The sequence below is a fragment of the Phaeobacter cretensis genome, from assembly GCF_047372505.1.
Lineage (GTDB): Bacteria > Pseudomonadota > Alphaproteobacteria > Rhodobacterales > Rhodobacteraceae > Phaeobacter > Phaeobacter cretensis.
This window is the reverse complement of sequence record NZ_JBKBEU010000001.1, coordinates 3,847,502-3,868,497: the sequence shown is the minus strand read 5'-3', so window position 1 is coordinate 3,868,497 and position 20,996 is coordinate 3,847,502. Positions and strand designations below refer to the sequence as shown.

Sequence of the window (20,996 nt, the reverse complement as noted above, 5' to 3'; positions counted from 1 at the left end):
TTAGAAGAAGTCAATCGAGACCTGCATCAGGCGCTCGACTTCGGGGACATCTGCCGCCATGGCAAACAGTGCAATGACGTCGCCTTCCTCAATGCGCATGCCGCCTGTCGGGCGCATGACAACGCCGCTCTTGCTGACGGCCCCAACCAGCACGCCTTCGGGAAAATCAATGTCTCTGATCATGTGCCCTGCCATGGGAGATGTGGACATGACTTCGGCCTCGATTACTTCGGCCTCGGCATCTCCGATGGAATAAACCTGTCGTACCCGGCCATAGCGGATGTGGCGCAAGATCGAGCTAACGGTGGTAGCGCGCGGATTGATATAGGCGTCGATCCCAAGTGGCGCCATCAACGGCACCAACGTCGGATCATTGATCAATGCAATTGCGAGCGGACATCCTTCGGCTTTTGCCCGCACCGCAGCCAGCATATTGACTTTGTCGTCGTCGGTAACCGCAAGCATTGCATCAGCACGATCAATACCGGCTTCAATCATCAGGCTGCGATCAAGGCCATCGCCATTCAAAACAATCGTCCGCTCTAAGGTCTCAGCAGCGCGTTCGGCGCATTGCCGGTTGCGTTCAATCATCTTAGCACGGGTTCGCCCGGTTCGGGTCTCCAATGCCTTGGCGACTTCCAGACCAACATTTCCGCCGCCAACGATAACAACGCGATCTTGCCTTTTCTGTTGCTTACCAAAGACTTCTATGGTTCGGCTCACGTCGTCAACATGGGCAAATACATACGCGCTGTCGCCTACGAACAGCTGATCACCCGGCTCCGGAGCAAACAGGCTGCCATCGCGGCGAATGCCAACGACAATCGCCCGTAAGGTGGAAAACAGATCAGTCAGTTGGCGCAGCGGCGTGTTAACGACCGGGCAGTCCTCGTCAATATGCACCCCGAGGAGCTGCGCTCCGCCGTCCATAAACATCTCAGTATCAAAAGCAGCTGGCGCTGAAAGGCGTTGCATCGCCGCCGCTGCGACCTCGCGCTCAGGGCTGATCACAACATCAATCGGCAGGTGATCACGACGGTAGAGATCGGAATAGATCGCTTCAAGATAGCTCTTGGAACGCAGTCGCGCGATCTTGCGCTGGATCGAGAACACCGAATGCGCCACCTGACAGGTGACCATATTCACCTCGTCCGAATGGGTGGCGGCAATGATCATATCGGCGTCGCGTGCACCGGCTCTTGTCAGCACATCGGGATATGAAGCAAAACCCGCAATCCCTTGAACATCAAGCGTATCCGTCGCTCGCCGCACCAGATCGGGGTTGTTATCGACCACTGTTACGTCATTGTGCTCACCCGACAAGTGGCGGGCAATTTGCCAGCCGACCTGACCTGCGCCACAGATAATAACCTTCATGTGTATGTCCCTCAGGGCGCTGATGCGCGAAATCGCGCGTTTTGAATGACAGAAGCCGTTGGAACGGTCAATTCAATTGTCTCAACACGAATTCTCCGCCACTATCGAAGGATGTCCACAAAAAATCATATGCTTGCTGCGCTGCTACTGACATCCGGACTTGCTGCATGTGGCCCGGTTCCAGTCTATTACCGTGCCGGTGCCGATGTGGCCCAGCGGGACGCTGACCTGCTAACCTGTGAGGTTAATGCCTTACGTGACGCACCTGTGGCCAATCAAATCCGCCAGAACCCACCAATCTACCGTCCGGGTCGCGAAATTTGCCGCAATGGACGCTGTTATCACCAGTCTGGCTATTGGGAGGACGGCAACATCTACACGGTGGATGTAAATGCAGATCTGCGTAAACGAGTGGAACAAACCTGCATGGCCCAAAAAGGCTATCAAAGCGTCGCGGTCAACCGATGCCCGCAGTCTGTCGCAAATACAGTCGGCGCGCCGCGTGCTACAGCGCTGCCGGTGCTTGATGAAAACAGCTGTGCAATCACACGACGTGGTCAGTCACCACAGATCGTGGCAACCACACCCTGATTGCCCAAGCTGCATCAACGATCTCGCTCAAGCATCTGATTTCAAATAATATACTTATTTCATATGGCTCATTCAGGCCATATCATCTTCGGTCTCTTTCTCTACATGTGCAATCCGTGCGCCTGCTTTGTTTGAGGTCACAACCCCCAGCGATTTCAGTTTACGGTGCAAAGCCGAGCGCTCCATGCCGACAAAAGACGCAGTGCGGCTGATATTGCCACCAAATCGGTTGATTTGGGTCAACAGATATTCGCGCTCAAACGCCTCGCGTGCCTCGCGCAGCGGCAACGTCGCCAACGCGCCAGACAGCACGACACGGCTCTGATCCTCAATCGGTTCTTCTTCGCGCGGCAGATCTTTGGGCTCTATCGGGCCCGTGCTTTCACCAAGGATTAGAACACGTTCCACCATGTTCTTCAGCTGGCGCACATTCCCCGGCCATAGCATCGTTTGCATCAAAGCCACGGCATCCTCACTCAGCTTACGCATGGGCAGGCCCTGGCTCTCGTTGAAATGAGCAATGAAATAATCTGCGAGCAGCGGAATATCTTCGCGACGATCTGCCAGCGACGGCACCGGGATCGGTACCACGTTCAAGCGGTGATATAGCTCCTGACGAAACCGGTCTGCCTCAATCTCGCGCTCCAAGTCTCTGTTCGTCGCGGATATTACCCGCAGATCGACACGCACCATGTCAGCGCCACCAACCCGTTGGAACTGCTGGTCAACCAGAACTCGCAGGATTTTGGACTGGGTGCCCAGCGGCATATCTGCAACTTCATCAAAGAAGACAACGCCACCGTGTGCCTGTTCCAGCAATCCAGGTTCGACTCCGCGCTCGGCACTTTCTCGACCAAACAGCACCTCTTCCATCCGGTCCGGCTCGATACTGGCGCAGTTCACGGTGACAAAGGGGGCCGCGGCCCGGTTCGACTCCGTGTGGATATAGCGCGCTGCGATTTCTTTGCCGCTGCCTGCCGGCCCCGTCAGCATCACCCGTCCGTTGGATTTGGTTACTTTGTCCAGCTGTCCAACCAATGCGCGATACGCAGCTGACGCACCGATCATCTCGCTTACGCCGGAGTCTTTTCGCTTCAGATCCGTGTTCTCACGGCGCAGTTTCGAAGTCTCCATCGCACGTCGAATAACGACCAGCAACTGATCGATATTAAAAGGCTTTTCGATAAAGTCATAGGCGCCCTGTTTGATCGCAGCGACGGCAATTTCAATATTGCCATGACCAGAAATGATCACCACAGGGATCTCCGGGTTGTCCCGTTTCACCACCTTAAGGATATCGATTCCATCCATCTGGCTGTCTTTCAACCAGATATCGAGGATTAGAAGCGCGGGGGCTTCCTGATTGAGCGCTGCCATACATTCCTCGGAGCTGCCGGCTTTGCGCGTGGCATAGCCTTCGTCTTCAAGGATATCGGAAACCAGCTCACGGATGTCGCGTTCGTCGTCAACAATCAGAATGTCACTCATGTCAGACCTGCTTTCACTGTACTCTTTTGGGGTTCCGCCGCTTCATTTGCGGCAGGCAGGCGGATAACGGCCATAGCCCCATAATGGGACTGACCGTCAAACACAGGTGCATCTTCCAGCACCAGTGTTCCGCCATGTTCTTCGATGATTTTCTTGACGATTGGCAGGCCAAGACCAGTGCCTTCGTCGCGGGTGGTTACATAGGGTTCAAACAGACGAGCCCGGTCTTCTGGCAGACCGATTCCGTTGTCGGCAATGGTAACCTCATAGCCGGATTTTATTGCCCTGACATCAATACGGATTTCCGGATCCAGGCCCGGCACTCCACCTTTTTGCTTCAGGGTTTCAACCGCTTCTCCTGCGTTCTTGATCAGATTTGTGAGCGCCTGACCGATCATGGTGGCGTCCAGATCCGCTAACATCGGTTCTTTCGGCAGGTCGGCAACAATGCGCAGATCAGGCTGCCCCGCCTTCTGCAAGGTCACCGCTTCGCGCATCAGTGTGACAAGATCTTCTTCACGCCGCTCGGGTTCTGGCATGCGGGCGAACTTTGAGAACTCATCCACAATGCGGCGCAAGTCATTGGTTTGGCGAATAATCACATCCGTCATGGATTGCAGCAGATCGCTGTTTTCTTCGCCCAGTTTGGGAGCGAACTTACGCTTGATACGCTCCGCGCTCAGCTGAATTGGCGTCAGCGGGTTCTTGATCTCATGAGCGATTCGACGGGCGACATCCCCCCAGGCTGCCATCCGCTGCGCACTCACCAGATCAGTCACATCATCAAAAGCAACCACATAGCCTTCGAGCCGTCCCTCATCGGTACGACGCGGCGACATCCGCACCAGAAGGTTTTCCAATTGCCCCTGGCGGGTCACTTTGATTTCGCCCTGAACAACATCAGCGCCTGTTTCCGTCAGTTCCTGAAACAAGGGTCCAAATTCCGGCACCGCGACGGCCAAGGCTAGCAAATGGCGGTCGCCGCTCCACCCCAACAGGCTTTCAGCCGAGCGGTTCACAAAGGTGACACGGCCAGACGGGTCCAGCCCTACGACGCCAGATGTCACTGACATCAGAACAGAATCAAACAATCGACGGCGGCGTTCAATTTGATGAGTGTTTTCCAGCAAGGTATCGCGCTGCTCACGAAGCTCGAGCGTCATCTGATTGAAGTAGCGGCCCAATTGGGAAATCTCGTCATCGCCGTCTTCTTCTGGCACCTGCACATTCAAATTGCCCGCCCCGACACGGCGCGCAGCGATCGTCAGTCGACCAACCGGACGCGACAACCGCTCGGCAAACCACATCCCCAGCCACATCGCAGCAAGGATAAGGATCACCGCAAACCCAAGATAAAGAAGAACAAAGTCAAACAGCACGCGCCCGCGTTCGCTCTCCAACTGTTGGTAAAGATGCGCGGTCTCTTGCGTGTCATCCAACAAACTCAGTAACTCTCCATCCACATCGCGACTGACATAGAGGAAGCGATCAACAAATGCATCAAGCCGCACCAACGCACGCAGTTCGCTATTGTCCCAGTCCTGAACAAGGGTCACACCATCAAACGTCGCCGTGTTGATGTCGGCACTTTTGGGCTCTTCGAAATCAAACTCATACGACCGTTCGCCGCGGGCACGGATGCTCCCAGATCCATCAACGACATAGGCTTCCTGCAACCCGCGTTGGATCTGCAACTGGCCTTGTGTCAGGACTTGGCGCAGCTGTCCGTCACTGATGAAGAAATTGCGGCTGCGGCTGTTGTCGATATAGCGTGCAAGAGCAATTGCATCCTCAGAGAGATCACGCTGTTGCTGGCTCTGATAGGCCTCTGCTGCGGCCAGCGAACTGCCAACAACCTGGCGCACCCGGTCAGAGAACCAGCCCTCAAGCCCGACGTTCACGGTTAGCCCTGCGAACAAAGCCACAATCACCGTCGGGGTCAGCGCCAGAAAAGCGAACGCCCCGATCAGGCGCAGGTGCAACCGCGACCCTGCAGATTTGGCCCTCCGTGCCGCAATCAGCCGCCCAACCTGCGTCAGCACCAAGGCAGCAACTGCCAGCACGTAGATCAGATCAGCGAGTAGAATCAGCCGCAGAGACAGCGATGCGACCCCTTGCGAAAACGGGCCGATAATCAAAAATGTCGATAGTGCCAGCACAGGGCCAAGCACAACCAGCCCAAGCGCGCCGACATTGCGTGCTCTGCGGGTTCTGCGCCATCGGTCAAGAGCCGCAAAAGGCCCATATGCCGAGCGAAGATGTGACCTCTGCGCCACGTACTGCCCTCATTCTGATGTGCGACCATTCTGGTCGACCGCCATATATCGTGTTCATCACCAGCCGGAACGCTGATCTGTCACGGTTCTGTGGCGATATTACATCAGTTTGCGACGGCGTGTCACCTCTATATCAAGGTCTGTAATCTTCTTACGCAGGGTATTGCGGTTAATTCCTAGTAAATCAGCACATTTGGCCTGATTTCCACCAGTCATCGCGAGCGAAATTTCGATCAACGGCGTCTCGACCTCACGCATCAGGCGGGCATACAACCCGGGTGGCGGCAACATATCGCCATGCAGATCGAAGTATCGCTGCAAATGTCGCGCAACTGATTCCGAAAGCTTTTCGGAACTAAGCGCACCGCCGCCTGTGGCCACCGGTTCTCCGCCAGATTGCGCGCCCAGCGCGGCCCTGACTTCGTCAACCGTGATGTCTTCACTTCGGGCGGTCAACGCCAGACGCCGGACAACATTTTCCAGCTGTCGCACGTTGCCGGGCCAATTGAACTGCCGGAGCGGTTCTCGTGCGGCTTCCCCCAATTGGCGGTGTGGTGCACCTTCATTTTCGGCACGCATCAGGAAATGGGCGCAAAGGAGCGGGATGTCATCAACCCGCGCCCGCAACGCCGGTACCGGCAATTCCGTGCCACTGATCCGGTAGTAAAGATCCTGCCGCAGTTTCCCCGCCTCCATCGCAGCAGCAAGGTCTTGCTGGCTGGTAGCAATAAACCGGGGTAGCCGATCACCCGGCGCATCCATCATCCTCACAAGGCGGGCCTGAGCGTCCTCCGAGATATCCCCCAGTTCATCCAGCAACAATGTACCTCCACGCGCTTGGGACAGCAGCTGAGATGGCCCATCCAGAGAGGCAAGCTCTGCGGCTTCAGCGCGTACAAACGGCAATGTGCGGCGGTCTGACAGATCATGTATGGAGCGCGCTATCAGTGATTTCCCAGTGCCACTCTCGCCGGTGATCAGCAATGGAATATCCGTGTTCATCACCCGTGCGATCAACCGGTAAAGCGTCTGCATCACCTCTGTACGGCCCACCAGAGGCAGATCTTCGTGGCTTTCACCCTGCCTATCGTCAAGCCCACTTGCCCCGGCAGCCAGTGCACTGCTGCGCGCATGGCCCAGCGCCGTGCGTTTTTCTGCCAATGCCTTGGCCGTGCGTTTCATCAATTCAGGCAGATCAAAGGGTTTGGGTAGATAATCGTAGGCTTCAGCCTCTGCCGCCTTGATCGCAGTCATGATTGTGTTCTGCGCCGAGATCACAATCACTGGCAAGCCAGGCCGGTCATCCGCGATCTTCGGAAGCATTTCCAGCCCATTCCCGTCTGGCATCATCACATCGGAGATGACAACGTCGCCCTTGCCCTCGCCCACCCAGCGCATCAGCGTGGTGAGAGACGACGTCGCATGGACCTTGCACCCTGCGCGTGTCAGGGCCTGGGTCAAGACCGTGCGAATTGTACGATCGTCATCTGCGACCAAAACAGTACCGTCCATGATGTGCTACTCCTGCAATGAGGCGTTTGGAATTGGTGAGGGTCGCGGCGCAGAAGGCACACGCGATAGTGACAGGCGGAAAACGGTCTGGCCGGGCTCGGACGTGACCGAGATCCAGCCCTGATGATCGGCAATGATTTTGCTGACCAAAGCCAGTCCCAGCCCGGTGCCGTTCTCACGGCCCGATACAAAGGGGTCAAAGATATCGTCGCGGATCGCCTCAGGCAGGCCCGGGCCGTTATCAGAAATTTCTATCTGCAACGGCAACAGCTTGCCTGAGCCATCGCTGCGTCGCAGGCGGAAAGAATGCTCATAGAATGTGCGGATGCGAATGGTGCCGCCACCGGGATCAGCCGCTTCTGCCGCGTTCTTCAGCAGGTTCAGGACCACTTGCAACAGTTGGTCCCCATCGCCCCATGCCATCGGCAGCGAAGGGTCATAGTCTTCGAGAATGGTCATATGCGCGCCAAACCCCAACAGGGCCGACCTGCGCGCACGATCAAGAACGTCGTGTATGTTGACCTCCTGAAAGGCCGGGGTGGAGAGGTTACCGAATTGCTCGACCTGCTCCAGCAGTTTAACGATACGTCGGCTTTCACTAACGATCAGATCGGTTAGTTCCAGGTCATCGCCTGACAGCCCCATAGACACCAGCTGCGCCGCACCGGTAATCCCCGCCAATGGGTTCTTGATCTCATGGGCCAGCATCTCGGCCATACCGATGGCGGATTGTGCGGCAGATTTGGCCGAGTGGTTCTGCGTCAGCCGACCGGCCAGCTCACGCGGGGAAAGCAGGATGAGCATCTTGCCGTCAAACCCCTGTACCCGCGCCACCTGCACATTGCATTGCAGCGGCGCCCGCCCTGGTGCGCCTACATCAATATCATTCACGAACAGTGGCGTCCCGTTATCGCGCGCGCGCTCAACGGCCTCGTCAATCAGTGGTGCGATGATCACATGTTTCCAGATCGCCTTTCCCAAGAGCGCCTTGCGTGACGTATTTAGAAACCCCTCTCCAGCGGAGTTCACATCCGCGATCTTCGCCTCATGGTCGATGATAAAGGCCGGCACCGGTAACGATGCCCAGAGCGCACTATCGGTGCCGCTCCAGTCTTTTGGTGTTTCTGGCTCGGCGACATCCCGCGTCATGCTGCCTGCCCGCCCAGTTTTTCGGATGTGTCCAGAGCGCCTGATTTCCGATCCTCTGGTCCGGTGCTATCTGTCAGCGCATCTGGCAACAGGCACAGAACCGCCTTGGGAGCCTTGGCGGTCAGCACCTCACGGCGCAGGGCCGCCGGTGTGCCTGCTTCATCCATATACCAGCCCAGATGCTTTCGGGCGACCCGCAGCCCAAGATCCACGCCATAAAACGCTATCATCGCCTCGTAGTGGGCACTCACCATCTGAAGCAGATCATCGCCTTTGGGAATATTAGGCGCATTGCTGCCCCAGATGTCATGCGCCACCTCAGCCAGCAGCCAGGGTTTACCCTGTGCGCCACGGCCGATCATCACGCCGTCCGCTCGGGACTGGGCGAGCGCAGTTCTTGCCGTTGCCGTATCGGTGATATCCCCATTGGCAAGCAACGGAACGGTCAATGCGGATTTCACCGACGCTATGGCCTGCCAATCGGCACTGCCCTTGTAGAACTGGCAGCGGGTACGCCCATGGATCGTCACCATCTGAACCCCGGCCTCCTGGGCGCGATAGGCGACACTGGCCGCATTGAGACTGCCGTCATCCCAGCCAAGCCTCGTTTTCAACGTGACCGGAACCGAAACCGCAGCCACCACCGCTTCTATCAGAGACAACGCATGATCCGGCGTTTTCAACAAGGCGGAACCGGAATACCCATTGGTCACCTTCTTGGCCGGGCACCCCATATTGATATCAATCAGCTTGGCACCGCGGTCTGCAACCTGTCGTGCAGCCTCTGCCATCCAATAGGCATCCCGTCCGGCGATCTGAACGGCAGTGTTTTCCACATCAGCGCTCAACTCGGCGCGCTCCCGTACGCCGGGCTTGGCCTGCACCATTTCCTGACTGGCGACCATCTCGCTCACCATGAGCCCGACGCCAAAGCTACGCACCAGATCGCGGAATGGCCGATCGGTGATTCCGGCCATCGGCGCCAGCGCGATAGGTGGGGTCAGAGATGTAGATCCGAGAGTGAAGGACAACTGCCTAATCCTTGTGCATATGTAGCGTTTCTAGCCGAAGCAGCCTCTATGCGACAATCAAACCCCGGTAGACAAGGATGCATTCTTTGGCACTTGCCTAATTTTTAGGCATTTTAACTAGGGTGGCGACATGCCATTGCCTCGCCTTGCATCACCTCCTAAACAATTAGCACCCAATAAAGAGCCGCTCATGCCATCCGATCAGCAGCCACCGGCGCGCGCGCCCACCCCGACAGACCAGCCAGCACCCGCGCACCACGCGCATCATCAGACTGCCGCCTTGATTGTTGCTGCGGGCAGAGGCACCCGTGCGGGCGGCGGGCTGCCAAAACAATGGCGTCCTTTGGCGGGTCGCCGTGTCATCGACTGGACGCTCGATGCATTTCAGAACGCAGGGATTCATCGAATAGCGTTGGTTCTCTCGCCTGATGATACCGAAATCTGGCAGGAATTTACGACACGCGATGATCTGCTGCTGACCCATGGCGGGACCACGCGCGCGCAATCCGTGGCCAATGGGTTGGAGCTACTGGCCAATTGCGAGGTTAACCATGTCCTGATCCATGATGCCGCACGCCCCTGCGTCTCTTCGCGTGTGATACAGGATGTCGTGGCCGCGCTGGACACCCATTTGGCGGCTGCTCCCGCACTGGCCGTGACTGATGCGCTATGGCGTGGCAGCGATACCTTTGTCACGGGAACTGAGGATCGCACCGGTCTCTTCGCCGCTCAGACACCGCAGGGCTTTCACCTCGCGGAGATCCGTGCTGCACATCTACACCTAGCAAAAACGGGCGGTGACGCCGCCGATGATGTCGAGGTTGCGCGCGGTGCAGGGATTGACGTTGCCATCATTCCGGGCGACCCAGACAATATCAAAATCACCCGCCCGGAAGATTTCGACCGGGCAGCGCGCAATTTAGGGGGCGACATGGATGTAAGGCTTGGCAATGGCTACGATGTTCACCGGTTTGGACCGGGGAATGAGGTCGTGCTTTGTGGTGTGCCAGTGGCCCATGATCGCGGCCTTCAAGGGCACTCAGACGCCGACGTCGGCCTACACGCCATAACAGACGCGCTCTATGGCGCGCTGGCAGAAGGCGACATTGGCCGCCATTTCCCCCCATCTGACGATCAATGGAAGGGCGCTGCCAGCGACATCTTCCTGCGCCATGCGGCTGAGCTGGCGCGTTCCGAAGGCTATCAAATCTCAAATGTTGACTGCACACTGGTGTGCGAGTTTCCAAAGATTACCCCACACGCTGCCGCCATGCGCGCCGCCGTAGCTGATATCCTGTCGATTGATATTTCGCGTGTCTCCATAAAGGCGACCACATCTGAACGCCTCGGCTTTACTGGCCGCAGCGAAGGCATTGCAGCTATAGCTACAGCTTGTGTGGTGAAACCATGAAACAGCCACGCCTCGCCCTTCTTATCGGTACAGTCGGCGGTGTCGGTTATCTGCGTCCGGCGCCCGGCACCTGGGGCTCACTTGTAGCCCTTCCGCTGGCATTTGCATTGCATCAGCTTGGCGGCTTTCTTTTGTTGGCGCTTGCCACCGTTGTCTGCATGGTCGTGGGCGTCTGGGCTGCCGAGGCAATGACCCGCAACCGCGAGGACATGGATCCATCCGAGTTTGTATTGGATGAGGTCGCAGGCCAGTTCATAGCTCTCTGGGCTATTTCTTATCCAGCTTGGGCGCATGACATAGCCATTACTGCCCTCTGGCCCGGTTGGATCGCGGCCTTTGTGCTGTTTCGACTGTTCGACATCTGGAAACCCGGCCCCGTAGGCTGGGCCGACCGCCAGAAAGGCGCGACCGGTGTGATGATGGACGACATAATAGCGGGCATCCTTGCCGCAATCGGCGTTGCAGCCCTTGCCGGGTTCTCGCACGGTGTATTGGGTATGTGATCATGGATGTGGCAGAACTCATAGACGCGGCGCGTGCCCGAGGCGTGACCATTGCCACCGCAGAAAGCTGCACCGCCGGAATGATCGCGGCCGCTCTTACCGATATTCCGGGATCCTCAGCAGTTTTAGATCGGGGCTATGTTACCTACTCAAACCGCGCCAAACAGGAGATGCTCGGCGTACAAGAGGCCACTCTCGTCGCTGAAGGGGCTGTCAGCGAACACGTCGCAGTCGAGATGGCGGAGGGCGCACAAAGGCGCGCTCAAGTGGATATTGCCATCGCGGTCACAGGCATTGCTGGTCCCGGCGGATCCGAGCACAAACCCGAAGGCCGCGTTTGCTTTGCCGTCGCGCAGAAGTCCCGGCCCATCCAGGTCGAAACGATCGAATTCGGCCCATTGGGCAGAGACGGCATACGTTGTGCCACGCGCGACCATGCGTTGACACTGATCCGCAAGGCTATCGGCTCGGCCAAGGTCTGATCCACCCCTCTGACGCAAATGGCGAGCCATCTGCCGCTATTTCACATACCGTCCGAGAATTGAGCAGCGCGCCGCAATATGCGCCTACTTTTTCAGCACTTTAACAAAAGCCCACTTTTCTTGCGATAATATCAAACCTGCCGCTTTTTTAAACGACACACTTCCGCTTTGTGAGGCTGGAAACACAAAACCAGCCTGAGACGCGGAAGGAACGGCGGATGAACGCAGCCGATACAGCTTGGATCATTGTGGCTACGGCCCTGGTCCTTTTTATGACTTTGCCGGGGCTCGCCCTGTTCTATGGCGGGCTTGTCCGTGCCCGAAATGTGCTCAGCGTCTTTATGCAATGCTACGCAATTGCCTGTTTGATGAGCGTTCTATGGTTGGCTTTCGGCTATTCCATTGCATTTGGTGGGGGCACCAGCGGTTTCTGGGGCGGGCTGGATAAGATGTTCCTCTCTGGTGTGACAGCTGACAGCCTGTCAGGCACCCTCCCCGAGGTTCTCTTCTTTGCCTTCCAGATGACCTTTGCCATTATCACGCCTGCACTGATTGTGGGCGCCTATGTCGAACGCGTGGGATTTGGCTTTGTTCTCACGTTCTCCGGCCTCTGGATGCTGCTGTGCTACGCGCCAGTGGTGCACTGGATCTGGGGTGGCGGCATGATGGCCGACGGCGGTATTTTTGGCGAGATCGGCGTTCGGGATTTTGCAGGTGGCATCGTCGTGCATGAAACAGCGGGTATCGCAGCATTGATAATCGCGGTTTGCCTTGGCCCTCGTAAAAACCGCACCACTCCCCCTCATAACCCCGGCTACGTCTTTATCGGTGCAGCCATGCTCTGGGTTGGTTGGTTCGGCTTTAACGGTGGCTCGCAGTTGGCCGCTGACGGTGGCGCTGCTATGGCGCTGACAGTCACCCATATTTCTGCGGCGACTGCCTCACTTACATGGGCGCTGTGGGAGAAGATCAAATACGGCAAAGCTTCCATGGTTGGCTTGGTGACAGGGACCATTGCAGGTCTCGCCTCGATTACACCCGCTTCGGGCTTTGTTGGTCCAGTCGAAGCGATGGTGATTGGCGCTGTGGCAGGTATCCTATGCCAGGAAGCCGTCAACCTTGTGCGCAACATGCTAAAGATCGACGATACGCTTGATGTCTTTGCCGTTCACGGTGTTGGCGGCATCTTTGGCACCATCATGATCGCCATCTTCGGTGCTGGCAGCTGGTTCGCACAACTCGGTGGACTGGCCGTCGTGGGCATCTTTACCATCGTGGTCACTTTTGCGCTGGTGAAGCTGGTTGCAGCCATCACGCCTCTGCGTGTTGATCTTGAGACCGAAACCAACGGTCTTGATATCTCTGTGCATGGCGAACGCGCCTATGACATGAGCAGTTAACGGCACAGCGCCATTCATGCAGAAAATTACAGACGGGCTCCCTGGCGGGGCTCGTTTTGTTTTTAAAAACCGATTAAAGCAGGGATTTGGCTAGTCGTACAGCTCTGCCGCACGCCGCTCAAAGGCACGAACAATGCGCTGCATCGCCTCGTTGAACACAATTCCAATGATGCCCTGCAAGACTGCATTCTTGAACTCAAAATCCACAAAGAACGACACATCACACCCGCCATCAGCACGATCGGCAAAAGCCCAATTGGACTTCATATAGCGAAATGGCCCATCCAGATATTCGGTATCGATCTTCTTATCGTCAGGAAACAGCGTGACCCGGCTACCAAAGCGTTCGCGAAACACTTTGAAGGAAATCACCAGATCGGCCTCGACCAGATCAGCGGCACCCTGCGGCACCCGGCTGCGGATCCGCGCCGCCGCACACCACGGCAGAAACTTCGGATACTCCGCCACATCTGCCACCAGATCATACATCTGCTGTGCGGTATAAGGCATTGGCCGGGTTTCTGAATGGGTAGGCATAGGTCGCGTATTTCCTGCTATGATCGTCGGGCGTCATGTCATATGAACGCGCGGGAATTTCAAGGGGGCACCCATGACACAGCGGCCATATGTCATCGATGTGATGATCTCAGCCAAGGCCATCGCGGCCCGGATCGAAGCGCTTTGCGCCGAGATCCAGAACGAATTCGAAGGCACCGACAAACTGGTGGTGGTGGGACTGTTGCGCGGCAGCTTTGTCTTTATCGCCGATCTCGTACGTGAACTCGACTTGCCGATTGAGGTCGATTTTCTGGAGGCGTCCTCCTATGGGGATGCAATGGAAAGCAGCCGGGAAGTTCGCATTCTCAAAGACTTGCGTGGCGCAATTGAGGGGCGTGACGTGTTGGTTGTTGAGGATATCGTCGACACCGGCCATACGCTAAACCACGTGACGAACCTGTTGCGGAGCCGTCAGCCTGCGCGTCTGAAATCCATCGCGCTGCTCGACAAGCCGTCACGGCGCGAGGTGGATTTCCGTTCTGACTGGATCGGTTTTGAGATCCCAGACGAATTTGTTGTGGGGTATGGAATCGATTATGCTCAGCGCAACCGCAACCTGCCGTTTATTGGAAATGTCCGCTTTACCGGAGAGGACTAAAACTCGGTATGCTGGCTTCGGCCTGCGAGTATTCAGCCTGATCTATCATCTTCGGGCGCGATCAACCGCGCCCGGCTTAGGTTCGTGAAATGGCCAGCGAACAACAGTATCAATTAAGACCCATAGCTATTTGTATAAATAGATTTATTTTCCCACGATGGCGTCGATCACTTGCGTGAACACCGACACTCCGACCGGGATCGCTGCATCCGGAAAATCATAGTCGGGATTGTGCAGCTGAGGTTGGTCAACGCCCGATCCCAGCCAGAACATTGCCGATCTAGCCGTCTTGCCAAATTGGCCAAAATCCTCGGACCAGCGTTGTGGTAGCTCCCTCATCTGAATCGGAAGCCCGGCAGATGCACAGGCAGTTTTCAGGATCACCGATGCCTCCGCGTCATTGGAGCACGCCTCAAAGACATCATCAAAGCTGATCTCACAGCCCAAGCCACTGTCGTCACATGTCTGCTGGACCAGATCCATGGCCTCCGAAATCAATGTCTCCATGCCGGTGTCATTGACTGTTCGGAGGGTCGCCCAGACCTCTCCCTCGCCCGGGGCAATACCAAAGGTTGCCTCTCCCAAACGCGCATGCGTCAAGGTGACAAGCGCATAGTCCGGCCCCAGATCCTCACCACCGCCAAGAGCTACAAGCCCCGGAAGCAATTTCGCCATGGCAGTGGCTGGTGACACGCCGTCCTGAGGCGCTGCGGCGTGCGACGTCTTGCCGGCCAGCCGGATGCGCATCCCTCGGGACGCACAGTTCGCCGCACCGGAACACAGCGCTACATCGCCCACTGGCAGTCCAGGCAGATTATGCAGTGAGAACGCGTAGTCAGGCGCGATGTTCTGAAACGCAGGATCAGATATCACCGCACGCGCGCCCTTGCCGGTTTCCTCTGCCGGCTGGAACATCAGCACAACGCGCCCTCGTGCGGGCCGCTTGTTCGACAGATCCTCAGCAAGGGCAGCGACCATGACCATGTGTCCATCATGACCACACAGATGCCCCCGCCCTGGATGTTTTGAGCGGTAGGGCAGATTGGAGAGTTCCGCGATCGGTAGACCATCCAGCTCACAACGGATCATAACAGTAGGTCCGTTTGCTGCACCGTCATAGACGGCAGCAAGCCCATGACCACCCAAACCGGTCAGAATCTCATCCGGTTTATACCGGCGCAGATAGTCCGCTACAGCTGCTGCCGTTTTTTCTTCATCACCCGAAACCTCGGGGATTTGGTGCAGGCTCTGGCGCAGCATCTGCAGCCGCGACAGACGCTCGGGCGTCATGCCAGACCAAGTTTGGTGTTCCGCGCTGCGCGCAATTGGGCAAAATCATCACCGGCATGGTAGGAAGAGCGCGTGAGCGGTGTCGCAGACACCATAAGAAAACCCTTCCCATAGGCGGCTTTCTCGTAGGTCTTAAACTCTTCCGGTGTAACGAACCGGTCCACCGCATGGTGCTTGGGCGTGGGCTGCAGATACTGGCCAATGGTCAGGAAATCGATATCCGCAGCGCGCATATCATCCATAACCTGCTTCACCTCCTGCGCATTCTCTCCAAGCCCAACCATGATGCCGGATTTGGTGAACATAGAAGGATCCAGCTCCTTCACCCGCTGCAACAAGCGCAGAGAATGAAAATAACGGGCGCCTGCGCGCACTTCCGGATATAGGCCCGGCACAGTCTCCAGATTGTGGTTAAACACATCAGGCCGCGCCTCGACCACCTTTTCCAATACCGATGGATCGCATTTCAGGAAATCCGGTGTGAGAATTTCAATGGTGGTTTTTGGCGAGCGATGCCGCACAGCCCGTATCGTCTGAGCAAAATGATCTGCGCCGCCGTCTGCGATGTCATCGCGATCCACGGACGTAATAACAACGTGGTTCAATCCCAGTTTCTGCACCGCATCTGCGACCCGGCCAGGTTCGAACACATCAAGCGCCTCTGGCGGCTTGCCTGTGGCAATGTTGCAGAAGGAACAGGCGCGTGTGCAAACCTCACCCATGATCATCATGGTGGCGTGGCCCTGGCTCCAGCACTCGCCTACGTTCGGGCAGCCAGCTTCTTCGCAGACTGTGACGAGTTTGTTTTCACGCATGATCTTATGCGTTTCTGCGTAGCCCTTGCCCCCTGGCGCTTTAACCCGGATCCAGCTTGGCTTCTTCGGCTGAGCATTGTCAGGACGATGCGCCTTTTCCGGGTGGCGTTGCTCGGGGATTTTCAGATCTCGCACGTCGATGTTCCCTTGCGGCAATGGTCTTTTGGTCTTCGTAACATAGTTGCAATCGCTTGGCACGACCAGTTCCGCGCCACATGCAATCACCTTCGCACCTTATGCTTGCGCTTCAATAGGCTGATAAAATTAAAAATTTCATGCAAGATGCAGAAATTGCAACCCAGTCACCCGATTTCTACCTAAGCTGGGAATACATGCCGCACACATGTCCGAGTCGCGCGAAATGCGACGCATGATCAATGTAGTACTGAGCGACTGTGCGGTCATTCCTGCCTGAATTTTCATCACCCTTCGGGCTGCGGCAAAGCTGCTGCGAATAGCCCATTGCGAGAGTTTTAGAACTATTATAGTCCACCGCCTGACGACAAATTGATCAACTAGGAACCGACGATGAAAGCTGGCGTAAAACTGCCCGACGTGACCTTCCGCACCCGAGTTCGTGACGACTCTCTAGACGGGCCAAACCCGTTCCGCTGGGAAGACAAAACCACTGCAGATTACTTTGCGGACAAACGTGTTGTCCTGTTCTCGCTACCCGGCGCCTTTACGCCAACATGCTCCACCTATCAGCTTCCCGGCTTCGAAAACGGCTTTGCCGATTTCAAAGCTGAAGGCATCGACGCCATCTACTGCATGTCGGTGAATGATAGCTTTGTCATGAACAAATGGGCCGAAGCGCAGAAGCTTGAAAACGTAAGCGTCATCCCTGATGGTTCCGGTGAGTTCACCCGCAAGATGGGTATGCTGGTCGCCAAGGATAACCTGGGTTTTGGTAACCGTTCCTGGCGTTATGCTGCCATTGTGACCAATGGTGTGGTCGAGGCATGGTTCGAAGAGCCAGGTCTTTGTGACAACCATGGCGAAGATCCCTATGGGGTCTCCTCCCCTGAGACCGTGCTGAAGCACCTGAAGACCGCCAAGGTCGAGGTCGCTGCCTAATCCACCGGATTGGCTACGCAGCATAGTCTACAACAGAGAATAGAACCCGGCGCCTGAATGCGCCGGGTTTTTTCATTGCCAGATCAGGTAATTCACCCGATCAGCTCATCCTGTTTTTGCTGAGTGTCGTAGTGAAGTTTCAGCTGTTGCAATGCGATGCGCAAAACAACCTTGCCCGACCGTGCAGACCAGCCCAACTGTCGTTCTGCAACCTCCAACCCCTCAAGATGGCAACAGCAACGCATTACAATATCGCTCAGCCCTGCCCCGAGTGCATTGAGCGCCGCAGCGGCGCGGCGCTTTGCAGCAGCGGCTGCCTGCCCGGGCCTGCGACGGCGGCTTGAATTTCGAGCATTATCGCCTTCTGAGAACTGAGCCTTCGATTGCCTCAGATGATCACCAACCTGTGCCAGCTCAAAATCCTCTCGCAGGCGCTCACCCGCGCGCACCAGATCCGTCGTCAGAAACGGGGTTCCATCGCGATTGTTGAGCCGCGCCAACATGTTTAGCGGCGTCTCACCCAGCCCATAGCGGGCGCGCCGTGGCCGTCTCTGGCTGCGATTAGATTTGCGTGTGGCGAGGCTTGCGTTTTCCAAGCGCGTTCGGGCCTGATTCTCACGGCTGGCAACAAAATGGCTGAGTGCACTGCGCCCCTCCGGCGTGATGTGATAGCGGCTCAACCGCCCCGGGGTCAAACAGGCGATCCAGTCCCTCAGTGCCATTGCCTCCGCCAAGGTACGGTCCACCACGATTTTTTTGTCGCCGACCGCGGCCTCACGTACAACAACGGCCTTCTCCATCCCGTCAGCAACCGCCAGCACGGCTCCTTGTGGGTTGAGACAGGTCAGAATTTCAACCGCCTCGCTCTCAAACGCTTCGGCGCAGGCTGGCACCGTTCCAAGTGCCAAGGCACGCGCAGACATCGGCCGTGGCCCCGGCACATCTTCGGCATAGTGGTTCGCAGCTAGGGACGCCAAAGCACCATCGATCAACGGATCATCACGGCGGGTTTCGACCCGTCGGACCTGTCGTAGCACCGTGGACGGATGGCACCCCGCCTGTTTTGCAAGATTGCGGATCGATCGGCCCGCTTCGGTATGTTCAAGATATCGGCACGCCTCCTCAGGCACCCATTCCGGCAATTCGAATACAGCCATAGTTTGCATTATATCACCCCACATGTGATCGGTGAAACTATCCTCCTGGTGGCCGCCTACGTGTTATCCACAAAAACTTCTCACCGTACTGGCCTGTTTTTTCTGAATAGTCTCAATCAGAACATCATTGGTTTCAAATTTTCATCAATCAATATCGAATAGACCGTTCGCCGAACCGCCCGCCCCCGCAACACCCGTATTGGTTGTGTTACACAGCGCTATCACAAGAGCTGGAAAGGACATCACGATGCAGGATATCTTTGGTCATCTCGCCGGGCTACGCCGCCCTCGGTTATTGGTGCGGACCGCACGGATCGGCGCACGAGACTACAGCCGCCGCCGCGACCTGAAACGCATCTTGGGCTATGGTAGCCTCCCCAAACCTGCAGCTGCGGTAATGCGCCTTCTGGATCTGGAATACGACCACAATCGCCAACGCGAAACCGGCGATGCAGGCTACTCCCTGACCCGCCATGTGGATGTATTGATTGCCCTGATGGGCGAGGCAGACGGGCTACGCCGCCCCAAACTGCAAGTGGCCTAAGACCGGCAAGAAACCGGTTCAAAGCAAAACGGCGGCCCCAAAGGACCGCCGCATGCCAGCCGAAACGAGCCGACTTTCATAGTTCTCGGATCATTGCGTTTACATGAACGCGTCAGGCATTGAGGCCTTCTTGTCAGCAACGTAGGCTTCCAACTTGCTCAGAATTTCTGGATCAAGCGGCGGTGCCTCATAGGCATTAATCAAGGTTTCCACACGGCTGCTGGCAAGCGCGATCGTATCACGGGCGCCCTCTTCTTCCCATGTTTCAAAGGGTTTGTAGTCCAGCAGCTCTGACTTCCAGAAGGCCGTTTTGAAATTCGCCTGAGTATGCTCACACCCGAGATAGTGGCCGCCCGGACCCACTTCACGAATTGCTCCTAGGGCCATTGTATCATCATCAACTGCCACACCTTTGGCCAGACCGTGCAATACGCCCAGCTGGTCTGCATCCATCACGAATTTCTCGAAATCGGCAACCAGACCACCTTCAAGCCAACCACAGGAGTGCAGCTGGAAGTTCACGCCGGCAAGCAAACCCATGTTAAGCGAATTCGCGGTCTCGTAGGCAGCCTGAGCGTCCGGCAGCTTTGAGCCGCAGAACGACCCCGCAGACCGGAACGGCAAGCCCAGACGACGGGCCAGCTGTCCTGCGCCATAGGTGATATGCGACGCTTCGGGTGTGCCAAAGGTCGGCGCGCCGGAATTCATGTCGATCGAGGTCACCATGGCACCAAAGATCACTGGCGCACCGGGTCGTACCAACTGGCTATAGGCGACACCGGCCAGAACTTCTGCCAGAACCTGAACCAGCGTGCCGGCAACCGATACAGGTGCCATTGCGCCACCCACGATAAAGGGCGAAATGATGCAGGCCTGATTATGTGCCGCGTAGACCTCCAATGCGCCCATCATCACGTCGTCAAATGTCATTGGCGAGTTGATGTTGATCAGCGAGGTCATGACAGTGTTGTCGCGCACGAAGTCCTTACCGAACAGGATCTCGCACATTTCAATAGAATCCTGCGCACGGCTTGGCTCAGTCACCGACCCCATGAAAGGTTTATCACTGAGAGTCATATGTGCCATCAGCATGTCGAGGTGGCGTTTGTTCACTGGCACATCGGTCGGCTCGCAAACGGTCCCACCGGAATGGTGCAGCCATTTGGACATATAGCCCAGTTTTACGAACTTCTGGAAATCATCAAGCGTGGCGTAGCGGCGTCCGCCTTTCGCGTCTCGCACGAAGGGAGGCCCATAAACCGGTGCCAAGACCAGGTTTTTACCACCAACAACCACCGATTTTTCTGGATTGCGGGCATGTTGGGTAAATTCAGAGGGTGCCGTTTTGCACAACTCCCGCGCCAGGCCCCGTGGGATGCGTACACGCTCACCGTCGATGCTGGCACCTGCCTCACGCCAGCGGTCTAGCGCAGCCGGATTGTTCACAAAATTAACACCGACCTCTTCAAGGATGATCTCGGCATTGGTTTCGATCAATTGCAGAGCTTCTTCGCTCAGCACCTCAAAATTCGGGATGTTCCGCTCGATGTATTTCGCGGTGTCGATCTTTACGCCGGTACGTTCTGCACGACGGGCGGCACCGCCGCCTCCACGGGCGCGACGGCGCGGTGCTGCTGGAGCTGCTTCTGTCATGGTTTTTCCTCACCACAGGCATTTCGTTGCATGTGTGATTATATCGCTCAGGTGAACGGCCGCCGCAGGATTGCGGCCATTGAA

The 20,996-nt window shown here is 56.7% G+C and carries 19 protein-coding genes; 8 read left to right on the top strand and 11 right to left on the bottom strand.

Annotated features, from left to right (window positions below; all coding sequences use genetic code 11):
- Entirely contained in the window at nucleotides 1–1,377 is a 1,377-nt protein-coding gene (trkA, locus tag ACEWZM_RS18295) for a Trk system potassium transporter TrkA (protein WP_414007810.1), read from the bottom strand.
- A 111-nt stretch (nucleotides 1,378–1,488) separates the two neighbouring features.
- On the opposite strand from trkA, the gene ACEWZM_RS18290 reads away from it, so the two are divergent.
- Complete coding sequence (locus tag ACEWZM_RS18290; protein ID WP_414007809.1) at nucleotides 1,489–1,968, top strand: hypothetical protein; 480 nt, start codon at nucleotides 1,489–1,491, stop codon at nucleotides 1,966–1,968.
- Nucleotides 1,969–2,040: 72 nt separating this feature from the next.
- Here the strand turns inward: ACEWZM_RS18290 and ntrX are convergent, their stop codons facing one another.
- From ntrX to dusB, 5 genes are all read right to left on the bottom strand, one after another.
- On the bottom strand, nucleotides 2,041–3,456 hold the full coding sequence (ntrX, locus tag ACEWZM_RS18285) for a nitrogen assimilation response regulator NtrX (RefSeq protein WP_414007808.1): 1,416 nt from the start codon (nucleotides 3,454–3,456) through the stop codon (nucleotides 2,041–2,043).
- The gene (locus ACEWZM_RS18280) at nucleotides 3,453–5,732 is read right to left on the bottom strand and encodes a sensor histidine kinase NtrY-like (RefSeq protein WP_414007807.1); all 2,280 of its coding nucleotides are present in this window, start codon (nucleotides 5,730–5,732) and stop codon (nucleotides 3,453–3,455) included. Before ACEWZM_RS18280 ends, ntrX begins: the two co-directional genes overlap by 4 nt.
- Nucleotides 5,733–5,831: 99 nt before the next feature.
- On the bottom strand, nucleotides 5,832–7,244 hold the full coding sequence (locus tag ACEWZM_RS18275; RefSeq protein ID WP_414007806.1) for a response regulator: 1,413 nt from the start codon (nucleotides 7,242–7,244) through the stop codon (nucleotides 5,832–5,834).
- A 6-nt stretch (nucleotides 7,245–7,250) separates the two neighbouring features.
- Nucleotides 7,251–8,393, bottom strand: a complete 1,143-nt coding sequence (locus ACEWZM_RS18270) for a two-component system sensor histidine kinase NtrB (protein ID WP_414007805.1) — start codon at nucleotides 8,391–8,393, stop codon at nucleotides 7,251–7,253.
- Complete coding sequence (gene dusB, locus ACEWZM_RS18265) at nucleotides 8,390–9,424, bottom strand: tRNA dihydrouridine synthase DusB (protein WP_414007804.1); 1,035 nt, start codon at nucleotides 9,422–9,424, stop codon at nucleotides 8,390–8,392. The genes ACEWZM_RS18270 and dusB overlap by 4 nt, the downstream gene beginning before the upstream one ends.
- A 190-nt stretch (nucleotides 9,425–9,614) precedes the next feature.
- Here dusB and ACEWZM_RS18260 point away from each other — a divergent pair, with 190 nt between their 5' ends.
- From ACEWZM_RS18260 to ACEWZM_RS18245, 4 genes are all read left to right on the top strand, one after another.
- Complete coding sequence (locus ACEWZM_RS18260) at nucleotides 9,615–10,835, top strand: bifunctional 2-C-methyl-D-erythritol 4-phosphate cytidylyltransferase/2-C-methyl-D-erythritol 2,4-cyclodiphosphate synthase (protein ID WP_414007803.1); 1,221 nt, start codon at nucleotides 9,615–9,617, stop codon at nucleotides 10,833–10,835.
- Nucleotides 10,832–11,338, top strand: a complete 507-nt coding sequence (locus tag ACEWZM_RS18255; RefSeq protein WP_414007802.1) for a phosphatidylglycerophosphatase A family protein — start codon at nucleotides 10,832–10,834, stop codon at nucleotides 11,336–11,338. Before ACEWZM_RS18260 ends, ACEWZM_RS18255 begins: the two co-directional genes overlap by 4 nt.
- Nucleotides 11,339–11,340: 2 nt before the next feature.
- Nucleotides 11,341–11,820, top strand: coding sequence for a CinA family protein (locus ACEWZM_RS18250; RefSeq protein WP_414007801.1), 480 nt, complete (start codon nucleotides 11,341–11,343; stop codon nucleotides 11,818–11,820).
- 218 nt (nucleotides 11,821–12,038) lie between these two features.
- Complete coding sequence (locus tag ACEWZM_RS18245) at nucleotides 12,039–13,220, top strand: ammonium transporter (protein WP_414007800.1); 1,182 nt, start codon at nucleotides 12,039–12,041, stop codon at nucleotides 13,218–13,220.
- Nucleotides 13,221–13,310: 90 nt separating this feature from the next.
- On the opposite strand, the gene ACEWZM_RS18240 is transcribed toward ACEWZM_RS18245, so the two are convergent.
- Nucleotides 13,311–13,757 (bottom strand): type II toxin-antitoxin system RatA family toxin, encoded by a 447-nt coding sequence (locus ACEWZM_RS18240; protein WP_414007799.1) that lies wholly within the window; start codon nucleotides 13,755–13,757, stop codon nucleotides 13,311–13,313.
- A 73-nt stretch (nucleotides 13,758–13,830) separates the two neighbouring features.
- Here ACEWZM_RS18240 and hpt point away from each other — a divergent pair, with 73 nt between their 5' ends.
- Nucleotides 13,831–14,376: a hypoxanthine phosphoribosyltransferase gene (gene hpt / locus ACEWZM_RS18235; RefSeq protein ID WP_414007798.1), complete on the top strand. Its 546-nt coding sequence runs from the start codon at nucleotides 13,831–13,833 to the stop codon at nucleotides 14,374–14,376.
- A gap of 144 nt (nucleotides 14,377–14,520) precedes the next feature.
- Here hpt and ACEWZM_RS18230 read toward each other — a convergent pair whose 3' ends face one another.
- Together ACEWZM_RS18230 and lipA are read right to left on the bottom strand one after the other, a co-directional pair.
- Nucleotides 14,521–15,666: an amidohydrolase gene (locus ACEWZM_RS18230; protein WP_414007797.1), complete on the bottom strand. Its 1,146-nt coding sequence runs from the start codon at nucleotides 15,664–15,666 to the stop codon at nucleotides 14,521–14,523.
- Entirely contained in the window at nucleotides 15,663–16,616 is a 954-nt protein-coding gene (lipA, locus tag ACEWZM_RS18225; RefSeq protein ID WP_414007796.1) for a lipoyl synthase, read from the bottom strand. Before lipA ends, ACEWZM_RS18230 begins: the two co-directional genes overlap by 4 nt.
- Before the next feature lie 393 nt (nucleotides 16,617–17,009).
- Between lipA and ACEWZM_RS18220 the strand changes: the two genes are divergently transcribed.
- Nucleotides 17,010–17,558 carry a peroxiredoxin gene (locus ACEWZM_RS18220; RefSeq protein ID WP_414007795.1) on the top strand — a complete coding sequence of 183 codons (549 nt, stop codon included), beginning with the start codon at nucleotides 17,010–17,012 and terminating at the stop codon, nucleotides 17,556–17,558.
- A 92-nt stretch (nucleotides 17,559–17,650) separates the two neighbouring features.
- On the opposite strand, the gene ACEWZM_RS18215 is transcribed toward ACEWZM_RS18220, so the two are convergent.
- On the bottom strand, nucleotides 17,651–18,724 hold the full coding sequence (locus ACEWZM_RS18215) for a DUF6456 domain-containing protein (protein WP_414007794.1): 1,074 nt from the start codon (nucleotides 18,722–18,724) through the stop codon (nucleotides 17,651–17,653).
- Between the two features lie 238 nt (nucleotides 18,725–18,962).
- Here ACEWZM_RS18215 and ACEWZM_RS18210 point away from each other — a divergent pair, with 238 nt between their 5' ends.
- Nucleotides 18,963–19,259 (top strand): DUF6477 family protein, encoded by a 297-nt coding sequence (locus ACEWZM_RS18210; protein ID WP_414007793.1) that lies wholly within the window; start codon nucleotides 18,963–18,965, stop codon nucleotides 19,257–19,259.
- Nucleotides 19,260–19,358: 99 nt separating this feature from the next.
- Here ACEWZM_RS18210 and ACEWZM_RS18205 read toward each other — a convergent pair whose 3' ends face one another.
- Nucleotides 19,359–20,912, bottom strand: coding sequence for a trimethylamine methyltransferase family protein (locus tag ACEWZM_RS18205; protein WP_414007792.1), 1,554 nt, complete (start codon nucleotides 20,910–20,912; stop codon nucleotides 19,359–19,361).
- Nucleotides 20,913–20,996: the final 84 nt, after the last annotated feature.